The organism is Acinetobacter populi (assembly GCF_002174125.1).
GTDB classification, from domain to species: domain Bacteria; phylum Pseudomonadota; class Gammaproteobacteria; order Pseudomonadales; family Moraxellaceae; genus Acinetobacter; species Acinetobacter populi.
The window spans coordinates 61,930-75,845 of the sequence record NZ_NEXX01000004.1 but is presented as its reverse complement, the minus strand read 5'-3'; the positions used below and the strand labels follow the sequence as shown (position 1 = coordinate 75,845).

Genomic DNA, 13,916 nt, shown 5'->3' with positions numbered 1-13,916 from the left:
CATATGATCATGGCTTATAGAAATATAAGTCATGATCATAGAAATAAGATTAAAGGATTTACTTTAATTGAAGTTATGGTTGTTGTAATTATCATTGCAATTATAGCTGCTATTGCATTTCCTAGTTATCTTGAATATACACGTAAAGCGGTAGCAGCTCAGGCAGAACAGGAAATGCAGAAAATTGCAGAACAGCTAGAACGGCATAAATCTAGAAATTTTACCTATCGGGGTTTTGATCCGAATTATATATATGGACAAAGTGATGCGTTAACAGAAGTGAATGTACCTATAAAATCTACGGGAGACAAAGTAAAATATAAAATTACGATTAGAGATCTCGATGATACCAATAGATTACTTACCGACGGTAATGCTAGAGGAAGAGGATGGGCAATTCAGGCTACCGTTCAAAATGATCCCAAAAATTATAATCTGTTGATGACAAGTGAAGGTTTACGTTGTAAAAATACCAGCACGATTAGTTATACAGGGTGTGGTAGTAATTCTATAGCATGGTGATAATTATGGAACAGAAAGGTTTTACCTTGATTGAATTACTTATTGTTGTAGCAATTGTAGGGATATTGGCTGCAATTGCATATCCTTCATATTCAGAATATATTATTAAGACAAACCGTGTGGATGCTCAAACTGAAATGCTTCAGATTGCACGTAATTTGGCAAATTATAAAATGGCCAAGAATACTTTTGAAAATGCAAAATTAAGTAATGGCAGCAATTCTGAGACTTATCCAACTACAGGTAATGCACAATATACGATAACGCTGAGCATCCCAGCTGATAATTTATCGTGGTCTTTAAAGGCAGAACCAATACCTGACTCAAAACAGAAAGATAATGGTGAAATTGGATTGAATAGCCAAGGACAAAAATGCTGGACGAAAGGTTCTTCCTGCACTCCTTCTGCTTCTACTAATTGGGACGGAAACTAACTGCAGCGGCTTATCTTTATATTTAAATCGTTCGCTGACGTGATCGTTATCTTTGTTTGACTTTGCTATGTCATTTGCCAGCAAGGTAATCTTGTTTTGATATTTTTAGTGGTAATATAAGGTTCACCATGATTCGTATCCCAATCATTGAATTGTTGTTTTGAGTATCAATATTTCTGCTTTCTTTTGTCTAAAATTTAACGTAAAATACCGCCCTCTATGAAAGGGGTTTGAAATGCTACCGATGGTCGGTGCAGGGATAATCCGTAAAAATTATAAGGTTTTTCTCATGGTAGTTATTCGTTTAACTCGTGGTGGCGCAAAAAAACGTCCGTTTTATCAAATTGTTGTAACTGACAGCCGTAATGCACGTGATGGCCGTTTTATCGAACGTATTGGTTTCTTTAACCCGACTGCACAAGGTCAGGCAGAAAAAGTTCGTTTGGATACTGCGCGTTTTGATCACTGGGTTGCACAAGGTGCTCAAGCATCTGATCGTGTTGCTGCATTGGCAAAACAAGTTCAAAAAGCAACTGTTTAATAGATGAGTCAGGCTTCCATGCAGAATGTACCGGAAGATCGTATTCAGATTGGACAGTTACGTTCACCGTATGGTTTGAATGGCTGGCTTTGGGTCTTTTCCAATACAGACCCAATTAGCAATATGTTTGATTATTTGCCTTGGTATATCAAGACCAAGGCAGGTTGGCAAACAGCCGATGTAAAACGTTGGAAACCACAAGGTAAAGGCTTGGTTGTTGCACTCAAAGGTGTGAGTGATCGCACTGCGGCAGAGCAACTGGTCGGTGCCGAAATCTGGATTGAAAAATCACAATTGCCACAGGCAGGCATGGATGAATATTACTGGTCAGATTTAAAAGGTCTGATCGTGATGGGACTAGATGAATCAGAAAATGAAGTCATTCTAGGCAAAATCCATGAATTGTTTGAAACTGGTGCCAATGATGTAATGGTGGTTCACGCTACTGCTGACAGTGTTGATGCCGAGGAACGTATGATTCCATGGCATAAAGATGTGGTACAGCGTGTAGATCTAGAAGCAGGTCGTATTTACGTCAATTGGGGCGTAGATTATTAAGCATTCATTATTTATCTTTGGATAAATAAAACAGGAAGGGAGCCTGCGATGTTTTTTGCAGTGATTACATTATTTCCTGAAATGTTTGATGCGATTACGGCTTATGGAATCAGCGGGCGTGCAGCAAAACGTGAGGTGATACAGGTGACCTGTATCAATCCACGGGATTTTGCCAAAGGCAACTACAAACGGGTGGATGAACGTCCATTTGGTGGTGGGCCGGGTATGGTGATGATGGCAGAGCCTTTGGCACAAGCAATCGATCATGCTAGGCAGTTGGCACAGCAAGCAGGGTGTGTTCATACTCCTGTGGTGTATATGTCACCGCAAGGCAAAACCTTAAATGAGCAGGCAGTACAAGATTTTGTCGAATATGATGGCTTGATTGTACTGTGTGGGCGTTATGAAGGGGTGGATGAGCGTTTAATCCAGTTGTATGTTGATCAGGAATGGTCAATTGGCGATTACGTGTTATCTGGTGGTGAACTGCCTGCAATGGTTTTACTTGACAGTATTATTCGGCGTTTACCGAATGTGATGTCAGATGATCAATCGGCGGAACAGGATTCTTTTGTGGATGGTTTACTGGATTGTCCACAATATACCAAGCCCGATCATTTTCAGGGTTTAGATGTTCCAGAAGTTTTAAAATCCGGACATCATGCCAATATTGAAAAATGGCGGTTTTTGCAGCGTTATCAACGCACTTTACAACGTCGTCCAGAATTGGTCGAAAAAGTTGAGTTGAGTCCGCAGCAAAAAAAATGGGTAAAAGATTTGGATTCGTAAGATGAGCGAGGGTAAGCAAACATTAAGTATGTTTGCCCTGAGGAACGAAAGTTCCGCAAGTAGACGAGAAGCTGTGCTTCGAGTATTAAGCGTGCTTTAAATCATTCAGGTTTAAGGTGAAATATAAACGGGTTGATATGCGTTTTTAGCCTCTGTCCCCAGCGAAACCGAAAATTTCGCATCATGGAGATTCCCACAATGAGTGGCAAACATCCTTTAATTCAAGCAATTGAAAACTCTCAATTAAAAACTGATATTCCTGCATTTGCACCAGGTGATACAGTTATTGTACAAGTTAAAGTAAAAGAGGGTGAGCGTGAACGTCTTCAGGCATTTGAAGGTGTTGTTATCGCTAAGAAAAACCGTGGTTTAAACTCGGCTTTTACTGTACGTAAAATTTCTAGCGGTGTTGGTGTTGAGCGTGTATTCCAAACGCATTCTCCAATCGTTGCTAAAATTGAAGTGAAACGTCGTGGTGATGTTCGCCGTGCTAAACTGTACTACCTACGTGAATTGTCTGGTAAAGCTGCACGTATTCGTGAGAAATTGCCTGCACGTAAAAAAGAAGCTTAATTGCTGCTTTTTGAGTGAAAAATGCGCCGATTATGGCGCATTTTTTTATGGCTTAAAATTTCGAAGCCTTCTTTATAAACCCTGTAGTTTTAATCGATTGGCATGTTGACGATAGATCGAAACCGGATCGGGGGCAAAGAGACCACGTATGCCCAAGACCTGATTGACTTCATCAAGATGATTCCAAGCATAGTCATCACGAATGGTTTTACCAAACTTGGCACTACAGCGCGAAACCAGTCCATCATTGGCATCTTTTGAGGTGGTCAGGCTGGTAATTTGTAGGGCATAGTCGATTGGATCAAGTATATTGGTAAAAGGTTTTACACCGGTAAAGGAATAAAGATAGATCCCTTTTTCCTGTGCTGCACCTTCTCCACAGGCAGTACTTGGAATACCTATGGGGAATTTGCTATTAAAGGTATTAGCACCTGCTGTGGTTAAACTTTTGCCTGCACTTAATGCATCACTTGGAAAAGTATTGGGATTTAGAGTTTGTGCAAATAAGACCATTTGTGAGAATAGATTGATGACACCGACCAATGGGCCTTCAACAATCGTTCCTTCTGCGGACACAATTAAATCGGCGGTACCGGAGCCTTTATGTGGGCCGGCTACAGCAGTGAGAGAAGCGACTTTTTCCGGAGCGACACCAGCGACATAACGAATGGTTGGCCCACCATGGCTATGACCAATCAGATTGACTTTTGGTTGCCCGGTAATGGCAATGATTTCATCGACCTGTTGTAATAATTGCTCACCACGAATTTCTGTTGAATTAAATGGTGATACACGCGTGGTCCAGACATTGGCACCATTGCGGGCTAGATCGGGAATGATCTGATACCAGTAATCCAGACCCAGTAAATCAGTCCCGACACGATTAAATCCAGCCATGCCATGTGCAAAAACCAATGGATATTTGGTTTGGGCATAGTTTGAGATGACAAAACTACTTTTATATTGTGCGGTATTACTGGCTTGAGCTTGACTTGTTATGCATCCGGCAGCAAGTGCAATGACACTCAGAGCAGTTAAAAATTGATGTTTCATATCCAACCTCTTTTATTTTATCAATATGATCAATACAAATCCTTGTGTTGACATGTTTTTTAGCCAAAACAGCCGAAGCTATTCAGCAAATGGTAATGCTCCTCCCTTATCGTGTATTGATTCGAATGTCTGTAAACGTAGTTGTTCCTGTTCGGTTGTGAATTGCTGCGTTTGTAGCTGTGTGATCGCTTGTTGCTTGCCTGAGTCACTTAAGCCACTGTTGAGAATGGAATCTCTATCTGTAAGATATTGATTGACCCGAGTTTTCCAGTCTTGACGTTCTACATCCAGATGTTCCAGTCGGCTTGTTGCGTCAGGACCAACCAGATTTAAACGCATCTGACGAAGTTCATTGGCTGTACCGCCTCGAGCTTTAAGTTCTGCTGTGAGTTGTCTTAAATCCTCCAAAACTGAAAGCTGTTGAATATTTTCCTGCCAGTCTTGTGGGAGTTCTTGAAAGAGTGCATTTAATTGTTTGGCTTTTTCTGCTTCAGATAATGTGGTTTGCTCTAGAATTGCCATTCGATCCAGTGTGTATTGATCATAAACATTTTGCGTACTAAAAAGACCGGCTATTTCAGACGTAGAGAAGAATTTTTTGCGTAAATTTTCTGTAGCAGCAAATATTTCTCTCAAATATTTCGCACTTTGCGGATCGCCAGCGGGTGGTTTTAATTCACCAAGTTGTTTGCGATACTCGATATAACGTGTCCATAAATCGATAATTTGTGCTAATGCAGGCTGTTGATAGCTTTGCTGTGCATAAGCAATAAAATGTGCTTTGATCTGATCCAGTGGAGCTTCGCCATACTGTGAAATAAAATACTCGAAACAATCCCGGGTTTGTGCATTAACAATCAGTCGATTGTTGGCATCGAGCTGGAGCTGGCAATTAATTTCGGTATCTTGCTGGCTTGGACTTAGCATGTTGGCGGTCTGATGCTGAGCAGCTTGAATAGCTTGAGCTGTTCCATGCGGTTGCTGCATTGATTGAGGGGTATGGGTAAACAGGGATTGCTGGCTATTACCGGGTCTAAGCCAGAAAATAACTGTGATCAGGAGAGCAAGAATAAAAATGACAACGTATAGGAAGGTGCGGCTACGCTTTTTGTTCGACATACAAACGATCCTTGTTTGAGTCAATTCTGTATAAATTTTTTAATAATTTGCCATAAAAAGTAGCATGGTGAAAGTAAAATTCGCAAAACATCGGCATAGATTTGTTACCATAGCCATTCAAAGATTGATATCAATTTACCATGTCAAAAAACACTCGTCGCCATGTCCATGGCGTTTTTCTGTTAAATAAACCTTTAGGCATCAGTTCCAATGCTGCTTTGCAAAAAGTTCGCTGGCTGTACCGTGCACATAAAGCCGGACATACGGGGGCACTCGATCCATTGGCAACTGGGCTGTTACCGATTTGTTTGGGGGAAGCCACCAAATTTTCGCATTATCTGCTTGATGCAAGTAAACGTTATCAGACCACAATTACACTTGGGCATAGTACAACAACTGGTGATATTGAAGGTGAAGTGTTTGAACAGGCGGATATTCCGACGTTGAATGAAGACATGATTCAGCAGGTATTGAGCCAGTTTACTGGTGATATTTTACAGATACCACCGATGTATTCGGCACTGAAAAAAGATGGCCGACCATTGTATGAACTGGCACGTCAAGGCATTGAAATTGACCGTCCGGCACGTCCCATCACCATATATAAAATTGAATTACTGGGTTTTAATGAAAATAGTTTAACGCTGGATGTGACCTGCTCAAAAGGAACATATATTCGGGTGCTGGGTGAGGATATTGCCAAAGCACTTGGAACATATGGGCATTTAACCTATCTGCATCGGGTGCAGACAGGGCATTTTGAGTTAAATCCGCAAATGACGATTGAATATCTGGAAAGTTTGCAAGAATCTGAGCGTGATGCATTATTGTTGCCGGCTTTTGCTCCGGTACAAGATTTACCGCGGCTGGAACTTGCCGAAGAACGGGTTAAATATTTCCGTAATGGTCAGGAAAGTAATGTTGATTTTCCCGAAACCGAAGCTGTACTGGTATTCTTTTCTGGACTGTGTCTCGGGTTGGCAAAAGTGAATCAGTATGGACGATTAATTCCACAACGGGTTTTAAATCTGGCCTAAGGTCAGGCATATGAGTTCAGAATTGAGGTGGTTGTGGATTTTGTAACGGTTATATCTTTGGTATTTTTTGCTTTTGCCGCAGGGCTGATTGATGCTGCGGTCGGCGGCGGCGGATTGATTCAAATTCCCGCGTTGATGAACTTCTATCCCAATACATCTGCGGCAACTATCTTTGGGACCAATAAACTGGCGGCAATTTTTGGTACAGCAACATCCGCATTTAATTATGCACGTCGGGTACCGTTTAATTTCAAGCTGGTAGGTGTCGTTGCAATATTTGCCGGTGCATTTTCCCTGCTTGGCGCAAATTGTGTCAGTCTATTGCCACAACAAGTATTACGTCCTTTTGTTTTGATCATGCTGATTGCGATTGCAATCTATACCTTTAAGCAAAAGCAATTTGGCATTTTGCATCAACAATTTGTATGGTCTAAAAAAAGCTGTATTCTTGCTATGCTCGGTGCCGCCAGTATCGGATTTTATGATGGGGTTTTTGGACCCGGCACAGGCAGTTTCTTTATCTTCTTTTTTATTCGTTATTTAAGTTTTGATTTTTTACATGCTTCGGCATTGTCTAAAATGGCAAATCTCACGACTAATCTGGCAGCATTGTCTTTCTTTATTCCTACAGGTCATATTTTACTGCAAATGGGCTTGATCATGGCGGTTGCCAATATGGCGGGTTCGGTGATCGGGGTCAAGATGGCATTTAAATATGGGACACATTTTATTCGTAAGCTATTTTTGGCTTTACTGGTGGTGTTGATTGGGCGACTGGTCTGGCAAACATTTTCCGATTTTTATTGACCGCATGATGCTGATGATTTGTATTTGTATAAATTGAATGCATATATTTTATGGTATCAATACTTGCGATAAGCATATCATCTTAAAAAATGCTATATTTCAGCATTAGGTCTTTGGGTATTCGGATTGTGTATGAAACTACAACGGCAAGAAATTTATAAGGAAAGAGAGCAACAGATTGTCAGTGTTGCGGAAAGTTTGTTATTGGAAAATCAGAATTTTACACTGGATGAAATCGCCAAAGAGTTGGACCTTGCCAAAGGCACGCTCTATAAACATTTTTCCAGTAAAAATGAATTATTGATGCATTTGATTATTGAAAACGAAAATAAAGTATTAGAAATATCCAAAGCATATAATCATGATATTAAGGAATATATTCCGCGTTATATGCTCTATCATTTACTTGATCCGAAAAAAACTATTATTTTACATCAGATTGAAGAACATTTGACCATGACGGTATCGCAGTCGAGTCTGGCTTTTGACGAGTTGTATCGTGTCCGTCAGGAACGGATTCTGTGTATTCGTGACATGATTGAGCAATATCTTAAAGTGATGAATTATGATATTTCGATTCGTGATTATTCATCATATGTCTGGTCATTAACTTTTGGTGCAAGCCTGTTACTTAATTCCAGTTTTTATCAACGCTCGATTGGTTCACGTAAAAAACTGATTAATTTATATATTAATCAGGCACTGGCTTTTCCACAAAATCAAATTAATACCGACAGCTTTTTGGATGAAGAAATGTCCTGAAGCGGACAGGGTGTGGATAACTTCTATGTTATACACAATTGGAATGACATCATTTTCGGTCATGACAAAGCATAAATTGACAGACCGAATAAAACAGTTCAGGCTGAGATCATCACAGCAATTGACTTTGCATCGTATTCTATCGTGAATAGTTTAATTCAGTTATTTCAGCAATTTAAATCAAACTCTACTTTGATTTACTGTCTACAGATTTTGATTGTTCTGACAGGGACCACACTTGGGCTGTATTTTTCCGGCTATGTGGAATGGATTGTTCCGGTCACACTCGGTGCAATTGCTACAGCATTAACAGATTTTGATGATCGCTTGAGTCTACGCTTACGTAATTTGGGTGTTGTCTGTGTTTTATTTTTTACTGTCAGCACCATTTTACATTTTCTTTATCCCTATAAATTTCTATTTATTGTTTATCTCTCTTTGTCCAGTGCAGCCCTAATTCTAATGGGTGCTTTAGGGCAACGCTATGCAACCATTTCTTTTGGTACCATTCTGTTATCGATTTATACCATGTTTGGTTTGGGTGAATATCATGTCTGGTATTTTCAGCCGCTATGTTTTGTTGCAGGCGTGATCTGGTATGGATTTACGTCGGTTATTTTCTATTTGATCAAGCCGACACAGGCGGTGCAGGATAATCTTTCACAAAGTTTTGCACATATTGCCGAATTATTATTTGCCAAAGCCAAGCTATTTGATCCAGACAATAAGAACAATGTTGAGGCTTTGTTGTTTGATTTATCCATTAAAAATGCTGATGTGGTACAAAGTTTTAATCGCACCAAGGCCTCTTTATTGACACGTTTAAAAGCCTCTCGTGCCAATAAGCATACCATTTACTGGCTGAATTTATATTTTCTGGCACAGGATATTCACGAACAGGCGAGTGCCAATTATCTGCATTATGAGCAGATTCAGCACAATTTTAGTCGAACTGATTTAATTTTCCGTATTCAAAAAAATGTGCGTTTACTGGGATTGGCATGTCAGGAACTGGCGCAAAGTATTGTGCATAATCAACGCTATCAGCCCAGTATCGATCAAACTGATGCCTTACACAATCTGGAAAGTTCCATGGCTGACTGGATTCGGCAGAATCCACATAATATTGAAGTAAAAAATTTACAGCTGATTTTAAAAAATTTAAAAAGTGTGCATGCTGATTTATATAATTTTCAGGATTTATCGCATAGTCAGCAGCAGCGTTATCAACAACATATTGATAACTTAAATTTGCTCGATGATGATATTCATGATCGCCACGATTTATGGCTGAAATTAAAACAACACTTAAGTCCGGAATCGGCATTATTCCGGCATGCGGTACGTATTGCCTTTGTCTTTGCGGTAGGGTCATTGATTTCCTTATTGCCGTTTGCCAAAAATGGCTACTGGATTTTATTGACCAGTTTATTTGTTTGTCAGATGCGATACTTTGCCACCAAAAGTCGACTGAAAATGCGTACGCTGGGTACGTTATTGGGGGTGATTTTAGGTGTTCCAATTCTGTATTTTGTGCCGAGTGTAGAAGGGCAATTATTCCTTACCATTATTTTTGGGGTATGTTTTTTCTACCTCAGTGCAAAAAAATATGCCATTGCCACTTTGATGGCGACCCTCATGGTGCTCTTGATCTTTAACCTTAAAGGGGCAGGCTATGCGGTGATCTTGCCTCGTATTATTGATACCATTCTTGGCTGTTTAATTGCATGGTTTGCGGTGAATTTTATCTGGCCGGATTGGAATTTTCGAAATATTTCCAACACCATTAAAAAAAGCAGCAAAGCCACACTGGATTATTTTGATGCAGTGGTGGAGCAATATCAGCATGGCAAAACCAATAGTATTGATTATCGTAAAGCCAGACGTTATGCACATGATGCACAAACCGAACTGTCTTCGATGATTTCTAGTTTAAGTACCGAGCCGAATCCCGATCAGCAATTGATTCATTCTGCATTTCGTTATCTGGTTTATAGTCATAGCCAGTTAAGCTATGTATCGGCTTTGGGGAGTGATCGTGAGCGGATCGAGGATCAACAGGTTTTGGATTTGATGATCTGGTGTAAAAATACCTTAATCGCAGTATTACTCGAACAACAGCCTTTACCGGAGCATGAGATTGGTGAAAAATTACAGAAAATTAAGGATTTAAGTACACAGGACAATTTATCTGAACATATGCTTTTGGTACTAAAACAAATCAGTTTATTACTGGAAACTTTACCTGAATTATTAAATCTACGTCGTACATTACTGGCATTGGAGATTAAATAATAATTGTAAATTGATCGATAAATGCTGACTTTATCTGGTGTCTATAAGTGATTACTATAAACATATAATAATGAAATAAACAGGGCGTCTATGCAGCTTACAGAATTCGGAAAATCTTTCATTGTTTTGTTCATGTTGTTGGTGATCTGGTCAATCTGGCTCAGTCAGAAATGGATAAAGCGATCAAGCAATGGCGAAAAAGCTGGCTGCTTGGGTTCTGGTTATTTCTTTTTAATAGTATTTTCAATCAGTTCATTATTTTTTACTTTTGCTTATGTTGTTCCGCAGAGTTTATATCATTTATGGTCAAAACCGAGTTTTGATGCAGTCATTACTGGCTATCATTCGGAATGGGTGGATGAAACACGTACCGATTCAAATGGGCATAGTTATACCACGCAGGTATTGATGCACACGCCACAGGTTACTTTTGTAGATCAAAACCATCAGCAGATTACATTGGATAATTCTATTCGTTCGGGCAGGGTACCTGTGATCGGAGAACACATTCAGATTGTTTATGCAGTAGGTGATGATCATGCGCAGGAAAAAAGTATGCGTAGTGTGTTATTACTGTTGTGTGCATTGTTTATGGTATTTCTTTTGGGCTTTGTCTTGTTGTGTATTTTTGCCTATTCATTAGGGAAGGATATGCAACCTTATCGCACAGCAGCCCTTTTTATTCTCATGAAAATTGTTATACCACTTGGCACAATGGCAATGTTTTCAATGCTATGCTATAGCATCTTTGCATATTTCTATTTGGGTAATCCAAATGAATTGCCATTCTGGGTGATTGGACTGTGCGGTTTTTTTGCAATGATGTTATTACCACTGCTTTACCATATTTTGACTGGATGGAAAGCTTATCAGAAGTAATACAATCACATGGAACCTGATTTAATCAGCATAACAGCAGGGAATTTTTTGCCATGTATCTCCCTGTTTTTCATATAGTATGCCATTACCGAAATTCAGTTGTTTTTTGTGCGGATAACGTGTGGGTGAACCTGTACTTTGTTCAAAAAATAACTCACGTTTAAAGTTCTGTTGTTTGGGCTGGTAAATATAATATTGATATTTCTGTTCTTCTACAGTTTTTCCCACATTGATTTGTAGATCAAAATAGCCATCGTAATTTAAATCTAAGTATTCAACCATATAGGCTTGTGCTGTAAATCCGGAGAGGCGTTGTACCAGTTTTTGCGTTTTTTTATCCAGAATATCAATGCGGGTAATCCATTCTTGATGCCATTCTGGATTTTTAAAACCATAGTATTTAAACATAAATTGTGGTTGTGGCATGGTTGTGGGAATGGCAGGGTAGAATATTGTTTGACGAGTAGTTTCATCTGGATAGTGTGTGATATTGGCAGTAAAAGTATTTTTGTCTGTGTCCAGCAATCCTTCAATACGATATTCAGCAGGAGCTTCCAGCCCTTTTTCAGCATCAAAGGATTTCAGTTTAATATTTTTTCCTTTTTGGAATCCTTCCAATGAAACGCCACCGCGTCGTTCCAGATAGAATAATGTACCATTGGGGTTCCATACGCCTGTACGTAACTCCAGAAAAAATAAACCGTCATCAGAGATCCAGTCACGCCAGACCCATGTTCCTAGCGTAGGTTGAATGGTGATTTCATTTGACGATGCTGTTGATGAAGTGATGGACGGATTTTGATTGGGAGCAGGAGATGTTGTGTTTTGAGATTCATCTATTTGGGGTTTTGTTGTTTCAGGTTTTGATGCGACTGTTTTTAAAGCAGTGCCAAAAATATGGGGCAGATCATTACGCTTAATCGCAATGATTAATAAGCTGACGAATAAACCTAGAATAATCAGGATGAAAATATTTTTTTTATTCATTATTAAAAATAATAAGATGGAAATTAGAACTGACATTATCATAATTTTAATGGATTGTATCGTGTCCAGTTTTTAAGCTTTATATACTGGACACGATAGCAACGATCTAATCAGTCTAAATTTAATTAAAGATCAAACAATTTCCCTGGATTCATCACATCATTGGGATCAAAGACTTTTTTCAGGGCTTTCATATAGTCGATTTCTTCTGCACTGCGGCTATAACCTAGATAAGGTTTTTTGGTCATCCCAACACCATGTTCGGCAGAAATCGAACCATTGTATTTTTTCACGGTTTCAAATACATATTTATTGACGACCTGACATTTGGCAAAGAATTCATCCTTGTTTAAATCGGCAGGTTTTAAAATATTTAAATGCAGGTTGCCATCACCAATATGTCCGAACCAGCAGATTTCAAAATCAGGATAATTGGCTGTTACGATTTCATCAATTTCTTTGATAAAGGCAGGAACATGGGTAATCAATACCGAGATATCATTTTTGTATGGGATAAAGGGTGCGATTGATTCGGAAATATCTTCACGCAAACGCCACAAGTTATGTAACTGTTCCAGATTCTGGCTCATCACGCCATCAAGTACCCAGCCCTGTTCCATGCAATGTTCAAAAATTTGCATAGCTTTATCCATAATCGGCTCATATGGTGCTTCAAATTCAAGCAATACATAGAAGGGACATGCAGTTTCAAATGGGCGTTGTACATGGCCGTTATCCAGCACTTTTTGCATGGCAAGCTCACCAAAGAACTCAAATGCAGTCAAATCAATCTTGCTTTGGAAAGCATGGAGAATCGGCATGATGGCATCAAAATCGGGAACACCAAGCACCAACACCTGTAAATCATGCGGTTGACGTTCCAGTTTAATTTCTGCTTCGGTGACAATACCCAATGTACCTTCGCCACCAATAAATAAATGCTGCATGGCATAACCGGTGGCATTTTTAATCATGCCTTTATTGAGGTGTAAAATATCACCTTTACCAGTAACAACGGTTAAACCCAGAATCCAATTACGGGTCATGCCATATTTGATTACTTTAATACCGCCGGCATTGGTACCGATATTGCCACCTAACTGGCTAGAACCACTCGAGGCGAAATCAACTGGATAATAAAAGCCTTGTTCTTCGGCATAATTTTGCAATTGTTCGGTGATCATGCCCGCCTGAATATGGACCATGCGATCGGCTGGATAAAAATTCAGTATTTTATTCATGCGATCCAGACTAATCACCATCTCGCCATTGGCTGCAACAGCACCTGCTGATAAACCGGTACGCCCACCTGATGGGGTAATGGCAATATGGTATTGATTGGCCAGTTTAACCAATCCAGCAACTTCCTCAGTAGTGGCCGGAAATACCACGACAGAAGGGTTTGGGTCGAAATGCTTGGTATGGTCTTTGCCCCATGTCATCAAGCTATCATGATCGGTTTTGACACGTTGTTCACCAACAATGCTACGAATCGAGGTTAAAAAATCTTCAGAGATATGGACTGGGGCATTCATGACGTATGAACCTAATAACAATTAA

General features: G+C 39.6%; 15 protein-coding genes. 11 read left to right on the top strand and 4 right to left on the bottom strand.

Going from position 1 to position 13,916, the window contains the following annotated elements; all coding sequences use genetic code 11:
- Nucleotides 1–9 precede the first annotated feature (9 nt).
- The 6 genes from CAP51_RS11510 to rplS all read left to right on the top strand — a co-directional run bounded on the left by CAP51_RS11510 (nucleotide 10) and on the right by rplS (nucleotide 3,417).
- Nucleotides 10–522 (top strand): prepilin-type N-terminal cleavage/methylation domain-containing protein, encoded by a 513-nt coding sequence (locus CAP51_RS11510; RefSeq protein ID WP_213062695.1) that lies wholly within the window; start codon nucleotides 10–12, stop codon nucleotides 520–522.
- Between the two features lie 5 nt (nucleotides 523–527).
- Complete coding sequence (locus CAP51_RS11505) at nucleotides 528–956, top strand: type IV pilin protein (RefSeq protein ID WP_087620906.1); 429 nt, start codon at nucleotides 528–530, stop codon at nucleotides 954–956.
- A gap of 289 nt (nucleotides 957–1,245) precedes the next feature.
- A complete protein-coding gene (gene rpsP, locus CAP51_RS11500) occupies nucleotides 1,246–1,497 on the top strand; it encodes a 30S ribosomal protein S16 (protein ID WP_087621147.1) in 252 nt (83 codons plus the stop codon).
- Nucleotides 1,498–1,500: 3 nt separating this feature from the next.
- Nucleotides 1,501–2,055 (top strand): ribosome maturation factor RimM, encoded by a 555-nt coding sequence (rimM, locus tag CAP51_RS11495; RefSeq protein ID WP_425426801.1) that lies wholly within the window; start codon nucleotides 1,501–1,503, stop codon nucleotides 2,053–2,055.
- Nucleotides 2,056–2,103: 48 nt separating this feature from the next.
- Nucleotides 2,104–2,844, top strand: coding sequence for a tRNA (guanosine(37)-N1)-methyltransferase TrmD (trmD, locus tag CAP51_RS11490; protein WP_087620905.1), 741 nt, complete (start codon nucleotides 2,104–2,106; stop codon nucleotides 2,842–2,844).
- A gap of 198 nt (nucleotides 2,845–3,042) precedes the next feature.
- Complete coding sequence (gene rplS / locus CAP51_RS11485) at nucleotides 3,043–3,417, top strand: 50S ribosomal protein L19 (RefSeq protein ID WP_087620904.1); 375 nt, start codon at nucleotides 3,043–3,045, stop codon at nucleotides 3,415–3,417.
- 72 nt (nucleotides 3,418–3,489) lie between these two features.
- On the opposite strand, the gene CAP51_RS11480 is transcribed toward rplS, so the two are convergent.
- Together CAP51_RS11480 and CAP51_RS11475 are read right to left on the bottom strand one after the other, a co-directional pair.
- Nucleotides 3,490–4,470: an esterase/lipase family protein gene (locus tag CAP51_RS11480; protein WP_087620903.1), complete on the bottom strand. Its 981-nt coding sequence runs from the start codon at nucleotides 4,468–4,470 to the stop codon at nucleotides 3,490–3,492.
- 78 nt (nucleotides 4,471–4,548) lie between these two features.
- Complete coding sequence (locus CAP51_RS11475; protein ID WP_087620902.1) at nucleotides 4,549–5,589, bottom strand: lipase secretion chaperone; 1,041 nt, start codon at nucleotides 5,587–5,589, stop codon at nucleotides 4,549–4,551.
- A 140-nt stretch (nucleotides 5,590–5,729) separates the two neighbouring features.
- Between CAP51_RS11475 and truB the strand changes: the two genes are divergently transcribed.
- The 5 genes from truB to CAP51_RS11450 all read left to right on the top strand — a co-directional run bounded on the left by truB (nucleotide 5,730) and on the right by CAP51_RS11450 (nucleotide 11,369).
- Nucleotides 5,730–6,626, top strand: coding sequence for a tRNA pseudouridine(55) synthase TruB (gene truB / locus CAP51_RS11470; protein ID WP_087620901.1), 897 nt, complete (start codon nucleotides 5,730–5,732; stop codon nucleotides 6,624–6,626).
- 33 nt (nucleotides 6,627–6,659) lie between these two features.
- Nucleotides 6,660–7,433 (top strand): sulfite exporter TauE/SafE family protein, encoded by a 774-nt coding sequence (locus CAP51_RS11465; protein ID WP_087620900.1) that lies wholly within the window; start codon nucleotides 6,660–6,662, stop codon nucleotides 7,431–7,433.
- A 132-nt stretch (nucleotides 7,434–7,565) separates the two neighbouring features.
- The gene (locus CAP51_RS11460) at nucleotides 7,566–8,195 is read left to right on the top strand and encodes a TetR/AcrR family transcriptional regulator (RefSeq protein ID WP_087620899.1); all 630 of its coding nucleotides are present in this window, start codon (nucleotides 7,566–7,568) and stop codon (nucleotides 8,193–8,195) included.
- A gap of 144 nt (nucleotides 8,196–8,339) precedes the next feature.
- Nucleotides 8,340–10,490, top strand: a complete 2,151-nt coding sequence (gene yccS, locus CAP51_RS11455; protein ID WP_087620898.1) for a YccS family putative transporter — start codon at nucleotides 8,340–8,342, stop codon at nucleotides 10,488–10,490.
- 90 nt (nucleotides 10,491–10,580) lie between these two features.
- Nucleotides 10,581–11,369, top strand: coding sequence for a xanthine permease (locus CAP51_RS11450; RefSeq protein WP_087620897.1), 789 nt, complete (start codon nucleotides 10,581–10,583; stop codon nucleotides 11,367–11,369).
- 21 nt (nucleotides 11,370–11,390) lie between these two features.
- Here CAP51_RS11450 and CAP51_RS11445 read toward each other — a convergent pair whose 3' ends face one another.
- Complete coding sequence (locus CAP51_RS11445) at nucleotides 11,391–12,356, bottom strand: hypothetical protein (protein WP_140404434.1); 966 nt, start codon at nucleotides 12,354–12,356, stop codon at nucleotides 11,391–11,393.
- A gap of 125 nt (nucleotides 12,357–12,481) precedes the next feature.
- Nucleotides 12,482–13,891 carry an FAD-binding oxidoreductase gene (locus tag CAP51_RS11440; protein WP_087620895.1) on the bottom strand — a complete coding sequence of 470 codons (1,410 nt, stop codon included), beginning with the start codon at nucleotides 13,889–13,891 and terminating at the stop codon, nucleotides 12,482–12,484.
- Between the last annotated feature and the right edge of the window lie 25 nt (nucleotides 13,892–13,916).

Bases quoted from the DNA above. Each gene is read 5' to 3' on its own strand.
- trmD (WP_087620905.1), top strand. From the start codon at position 2,104: ATGTTTTTTGCAGTGATTACATTATTTCCTGAAATGTTTGATGCGATT.
- CAP51_RS11480 (WP_087620903.1), bottom strand. From the start codon at position 4,470: ATGAAACATCAATTTTTAACTGCTCTGAGTGTCATTGCACTTGCTGCC.
- CAP51_RS11450 (WP_087620897.1), top strand. From the start codon at position 10,581: ATGCAGCTTACAGAATTCGGAAAATCTTTCATTGTTTTGTTCATGTTG.
- CAP51_RS11510 (WP_213062695.1), top strand. From the start codon at position 10: ATGGCTTATAGAAATATAAGTCATGATCATAGAAATAAGATTAAAGGA.
- CAP51_RS11445 (WP_140404434.1), bottom strand. From the start codon at position 12,356: ATGAATAAAAAAAATATTTTCATCCTGATTATTCTAGGTTTATTCGTC.
- rplS (WP_087620904.1), top strand. From the start codon at position 3,043: ATGAGTGGCAAACATCCTTTAATTCAAGCAATTGAAAACTCTCAATTA.
- CAP51_RS11475 (WP_087620902.1), bottom strand. From the start codon at position 5,589: ATGTCGAACAAAAAGCGTAGCCGCACCTTCCTATACGTTGTCATTTTT.
- rimM (WP_425426801.1), top strand. From the start codon at position 1,501: ATGAGTCAGGCTTCCATGCAGAATGTACCGGAAGATCGTATTCAGATT.
- CAP51_RS11460 (WP_087620899.1), top strand. From the start codon at position 7,566: ATGAAACTACAACGGCAAGAAATTTATAAGGAAAGAGAGCAACAGATT.
- CAP51_RS11440 (WP_087620895.1), bottom strand. From the start codon at position 13,891: ATGAATGCCCCAGTCCATATCTCTGAAGATTTTTTAACCTCGATTCGT.
- truB (WP_087620901.1), top strand. From the start codon at position 5,730: ATGTCAAAAAACACTCGTCGCCATGTCCATGGCGTTTTTCTGTTAAAT.
- rpsP (WP_087621147.1), top strand. From the start codon at position 1,246: ATGGTAGTTATTCGTTTAACTCGTGGTGGCGCAAAAAAACGTCCGTTT.
- CAP51_RS11505 (WP_087620906.1), top strand. From the start codon at position 528: ATGGAACAGAAAGGTTTTACCTTGATTGAATTACTTATTGTTGTAGCA.